The sequence below is a fragment of the Streptomyces sp. A012304 genome (genome assembly GCF_026008495.1).
Taxonomy (GTDB): Bacteria; Actinomycetota; Actinomycetes; order Streptomycetales; family Streptomycetaceae; genus Streptomyces.
Map to the genome: position 1 here is coordinate 32,278 of NZ_BQUN01000176.1, position 5,906 is coordinate 38,183.

General features: G+C 75.1%; 1 protein-coding gene. It reads right to left on the bottom strand.

Features of this window, described 5'->3' with window-relative positions; genetic code table 11:
- Window positions 1-5,906: non-ribosomal peptide synthetase (locus ALMP_RS35790; protein WP_309299578.1), on the bottom strand; the 5,906-nt coding region annotated here is incomplete at both ends.

Here is a 5,906-nt window from a genome sequence, read left to right on the forward strand (position 1 = left end):
CCCGGCTGGGTCATGCGGTCGTGGCGGGCGGTGACGTCGTGGGAGTCGATGTCGCCGGTGACGTAGGGGCGCCAGACCTCGGCTCCCGGGGAGTCCTGCTCGCGGTCGATGGTGGAGTTGAACAGGAGCATGTCGCCGTCGAGGACGGCGGGCCGGAAGGTGAGGGCCAGCGACGCGTTGTTGATCATGATGGCGACGACGGCCTCGATGTGCCGTTCGGTGAGGCCGGCCAGGGCGCTGCCGCGGCGGCGCAGGATCTCGACGACCTCCTCGTGGGTGAGGGGGTCCTCGCCGACCTCGTCCGGGTCGCAGTCGAGCATGCCGACGAGGACGTCGCGTTCGGTGGGCACCGGCGGTTCGTCGAAGGTGAGGTCGACGACCGGGTAGGCGTCGAGGACGGCGAGCAGGGCGGTGCGCTGTCCCCGGCGTTGCAGTTCCGTGGCGACGGCGTGGGCGACGAGCCCGCCGGCCGACCAGCCGAGGAGGAGGTAGGGGCCCTCCGGCTGGACCTTGCGGATCTGTTCGACGTAGTCGGCGGCCATCTCCTCGTAGGAGGTGGGGCGGGGTTCGTCACGGCCGAGGCTGCGGGCCTGCACGGCGTAGACGGGGTGTTCGGGGGCGAGGTGGTTGAGCAGGCCGCTGTAGCACCAGCTGATGCCGCCGCCGGGGTGGACGCAGAAGAGGGGGGTGGCCGTGCCGGTGGGCCGCAGCGGCAGCAGGACGTCCAGGGAGTCGTCGGTGTCGCTCAGGGCGAGGCGTTCGGCGAGTCCGGCGACGGTGGGGGTCTGGAAGAGCGTGCGCAGGCCTAGTTCGACGCCGAGGGTGTCGCGGACTCGGGAGACGAGGCGGGCGGCGAGCAGGGAGTGGCCGCCCAGGTCGAAGAAGCCGTCGTCGATGCCGACCCGGTCCCGGCCCAGGACCTCGGCGAACAGGTCGCACAGCACCTGTTCCTGCGGGGTGCGTGGGCCGCGCCCGGTTCCGTCCGTGCCGGCTCCGTACGTGGGGGCGGGCAGGGCGGCCCGGTCGAGTTTGCCGTTGGCGGTCAGCGGCAGGGCGTCCAGGGCGACGAACGCCGCAGGGACCATGTAGGCGGGCAGGTCGCGGCGGAGCCGGTCGGCCGCCGCGCGCGGCTCGAAGCCGGTGCGGGTGTCGGGGACGACGTAGGCGACGAGCCGTTTGTCGCCGGGGTGGTCCTCGCGGGCCACGACCACGGCCCGCAGCACACCGGGGCAGTGGGCGAGCGCGGCCTCGATCTCGGCCGGCTCGACGCGGAAGCCCCGTAGTTTGACCTGGTCGTCGGCGCGTCCGGCGAACTCCAGGGTGCCGTCGTCGAGCCAGCGCGCCAGGTCGCCGGTGCGGTACATGCGGGTGCCGGGAGGGCCGTAGGGGTCAGCGGTGAAGCGTTCGGCGGTGGCGGCGGGGCGACCGGTGTAGCCGCGGGCCACGCCCTGGCCGGCGAGGTAGAGCTCCCCGACCGTGCCGGTCGGGGCCGGGCGCAGGCACTCGTCGAGGACGTACAGCCGCATGCCGGTCATGGGGCGGCCGAGGGGCACGGCGCGCCGGGGGTCGGGCGGGGTGTCCATGCGGTGGTGGGCGGCGAAGGTGGTGGTCTCCGTCGGGCCGTAGCCGTTGACGACGCGCAGGCCGGGGCAGGCGGTCAGGACGCGGGCGACGGCGGTGGCGGGGACCACGTCGCCGCCGGTCCACACCTCGCGGACGCGGGCGAGCCCGGCGGGCTCCTCGTCGGCGAGCAGCCGGAACAGTCCGGCCGTCAGCCACAGCCCGGTCACCCGGTGCCGGGCGATCGTCGCGCACAGCTCGCGGACGTCGAGCCGGCCGGGCGGGGCGACGACGACCGTGCCGCCGGTCAGCAGCGGCACCCACAGTTCGTAGGTGGAGGCGTCGAACGCGGTCGGCGAGTGCAGCAGCACCCGGGCGTGGGCGCCGCCCGTCCAGCACGGGGCGAGGGCGAGCGCGGCGACGTCCGCGTGGCTGACGGTGATTCCCTTGGGTACGCCGGTCGAGCCGGACGTGTACATCACGTACGCCGCCTGCCGGGGATGGCGGACGGGTTCCGGGGTGGTGGAGCCGGTCCCGGTGTGCGGGAGAGCGGTGAGCACGTCCTCGGTGAGGACGAGCACGGCGCCGGTCTCGCGGACGACGAGGTCGACGCGGGCGGGCGGGAAGCCGGGGTCCAGCGGTACGTACACGCCGCCGGCCTTGACGATGGCGAGGAGGGCGACGACCAGGTCGGCCGAGCGGTCCATGAGCACCGCCACCGGGGTCTCCGCGCGGACGCCCTGGGCGGCCAGCGCGTGGGCGAGACGGTCGGCACGCGCGTCGAGTTCCGCGTAGGTGAGGGTGTCGTCGCCGCACACCACGGCGGGGGCGTCCGGTGTGCCGCGCACCTGCCGTGCGAACAGCTCGGGCAGGGTGCGCGCGGTGGGCGGCGGCTCGTCGCCGGTGTCGTTGTTGCGCACCAGCAGCCGGTGGCGTTCCTCGGGCGGGAGCAGGTCGATCGTGCCGAGGGGCCGGTCGGGGTCGGCGACGGCCGCTTCCAGCAGCCGGATCCAGCGGGCGACGAGCGTGACGACCGTGGGGGCGTCGAACAGGTCGGTGGCGTACTCGACGGCGCCGAGGAGCCCTTCGGGGGTGCCGTCGTCGGCGTACTGCTCGGCGAGGCTGAGGGTCAGGTCGCAGCGGGCGGTGCCGGTGGGCACGGCGACGGGTTCGACGGTCAGGCCGGGCAGGGTGAACGCGCCGGCGGGGGCGTTCTGCAGCGCCAGCATCACCTGGAACAGCGGGTGGTGGGCGAGGGACCGCGTCGGGTTGAGCACCTCCACGAGGTGTTCGAACGGCACGTCCTGGTGGGCGTAGGCGGCCAGGGCCCGTTCCCGTACCCGGCCGAGGAGTTCGGTGAAGCTCGGGTCGCCGGAGGTGTCGGTGCGCAGCACGAGCGTGTTGACGAAGAACCCGACGAGGTCGTCCAGGCCCTGGTCGGTGCGGCCGGCGACGGGGCTGCCGACGGGGATGTCGGTGCCCGCGCCGAGCCGGGTGAGCAGCGCGGCGAGGCCCGCCTGGAGGGCCATGAACACGCTGGCGCCGTGCCGGGCGGCGAGGTCGCGCAGCCGTCGGTGGAGGTCGGCGTCGACGCGCAGCGGCAGCTGTCCGCCGCGCTGGGAGGCGACGGCCGGCCGTGGCCGGTCGGCGGGCAGCGTCAGCTGTTCCGGCAGTCCGGCCAGCGTCTCCTTCCAGTGGGCGAGTTGGGCGGCGAGCCGGCTGTCGGTGTCGGTGGCCTCACCGAGCAGGTCGCGCTGCCACAGGGCGTAGTCGGCGTACTGGGCGGGCAGCGGCGGCCAGTCGGGTGCCCGGCCCTCGCGGCGGGCCTCGTAGGCGGTCGTCAGGTCGCGGGAGAGCGGGCCCATGGACCAGCCGTCGCCGGCGATGTGGTGGACGGTGACCACCAGCACGTGGTCGTCGGGGGCGAGCGCGAACAGTTCGGCGCGCAGCGGTGGTTCGACGGCGAGGTCGAAGCCGCGCCGGCCGGACTCGGCGAGCAGCTCCGGCAGCCGGGTCTCGTCGGTGTCGGTGACGGGCAGTCGGGGGCGGGCCCGGTCGGCGGGCAGGACGTGCTGGTGGGGTGTGCCGCCGGTCTCGGGGAACACGGTGCGCAGGCTTTCGTGCCGGGCGACCACGTCGGCGAGGGCCTGCCGCAGCGCCTCCCGGTCGAGGTGCCCGGTCAGCCGCAGCGCCAGCGGCATGACGTAGGTGGCGCTCGGCCCTTCCATGCGGTGCAGGAACCACAGCCGCTGCTGGGCGTACGACAGCGGGACGCGGTGCGGGCGCTCGGCGCGGGGTGCGAGCGGTGGCCTGGCCTCGCCGGCCTGGTCGAGCCGCGCGGCCAGCAGGGCGACGGTGGGCGCCTCGAACAGGGCGCGGACGTCGAGTTCGACGGCCAGGGTGGCACGGACGCGGGAGACGAGCCGGGTGGCGAGCAGGGAGTGGCCGCCGAGGTCGAAGAAGCTGTCGTCGACGCCGACCCGGCCCACGCCGAGGACCTCGGCGAACAGGTGGGCCAGCAGTTCTTCCTGCGGGGTGCGGGGCGCGCGTCCGCCGCCGGCCGTCGCCCGGGTCTCGTCGGGCGCCGGGAGGGCGGCCCGGTCGAGCTTGCCGCTGCCGGTCAGCGGGAGGTGGTCGAGGACGACGAACACGGACGGGACGAGGTGCTTGGGGAGCCGGTCCCGGGCGTGGTCGCGCAGGTCGGCGGCGAGGGTGCGGGTGGTGCGCCCGCCGGCGGGCGTGTTGGTGAGCCGGTCGGCGTGTGCGGGCCGGTACGGCTCGACGGGGGCCTCGGGGTCCGTGCGGGCGGGGTCGGTGAGGAGGACGTCGAGGGTGTCGGGCGCGTCGGGCGACCAGGTGAGGTGCACGCGTCGGCCGCAGGCGGCGCCGAGGGCGTGCCAGTCCTCCGGGTCGGGCGACACGCCGGCGGACGCGCAGGGGCGGTCGCCGTGCAGCGCGCGGTCCGCCGCCACCTCGCCGCGCACACGGGGGTTCGGCACGCCGGTGAGCCGCAGCACGGCCGGATCGGCCGCCGTGAGGAGGTCGCACACCTCCTCCGGGGTGGCCAGGTCGCGGTTCCAGACGGCCTCGGTGACGGAGTCCCAGGGCGCGGCGGGCCGGGTGTGCAGGGTGACGTCGTAGCGGTGGCGGGTGAGTTCGTTGTGGTGCCGGCCGCGTTTGAGCTCGACGGTGACGGCGCCGATGGTGTCCACGCGGGCGGGCAGCGCGGCGAAGAAGTCGGGGTGGACGAGGAGTTCCTCCTCGTCGCGCACCGCCTGTTCGACGGCCCGTCGCAGGTCGGCCGTGTCGGCGTCGGGGCCGGCCCGGTGCGACTGGACGGCCGTGCTCAGGGCCCGCAGCAGCCGCAGGTTGCGTACGTCGCCGATGAACAGGGCGCCGCCGGGCGCGAGCAGGGAGGTCAGCCGGCGGATGACGTCGAGGAGGTAGTGGGCGCTCGGGAAGTACTGGACGACCGAGTTGATGACGATGGTGTCGAAGGTGCCGACGGGCAGCCCGTCGAGGTCGTGCGCGGGCTGTGTGCGCAGCACCACCCGTTCGGCGAGTGCCGGGTCCCGGCGTACGTGCTCGGCGAGCGTGTCGACGGCCGTGGCGGAGAAGTCGGTGGCCCAGTAGGCCTCGCAGTGGGGGGCGACATGTGCGAGGAGCAGTCCGGTGCCGACGCCGACCTCCAGGACGCGGCGGGGCCGCAGGGCGCGGATGCGGGCGACGGTGGCGTCCCGCCACTCCCGCATCTCCTCCTCGGGGAGGGGACGGGCGTCGTAACTGCTGTTCCAGCCGGTGAAGTTCTCGCCGAGGGCGGCCCGTGCGGTCTTCAGGGGCAGCGCGTCGTAGATCTCCCGCCAGCCGGCGATGTGGTCCTGTTCCCTGCCGTGGTCGCGGCCGGGCCCGGCGGCGGGGACGACGTATCCGACGAGGCGTTCGTCGCGGACGGCGACGACGGCGTGGGCGACGGCGGGGTGGGCCGCGAGGACGGCCTCGACCTCACCGGGTTCGATACGGAAGCCGCGCACCTTGACCTGCTCGTCGGCCCGCCCGACGAACTCCAGCTCCCCGCCCGGGGTGCGCCGTCGGACGACGTCCCCCGTCCGGTACATACGACTGCCGGGCGCCCCGAACGGGTCGGGGACGAACCGTTCGGCCGTCAGGCCCGGCCGGTTCAGATAGCCGCGCGCCAGGCCGGCACCGGCCACGTACAGCTCTCCCGGCACGCCGGGCGGGACGGGCTGCAGCGTCTCGTCGAGGACGTAGACGCGCGCGTTGGCGATGGGCCGGCCGATGGGCGGTACCCCGCCCGTGGGCGTCAGCGGCTCGCTCATGGTCGCGCA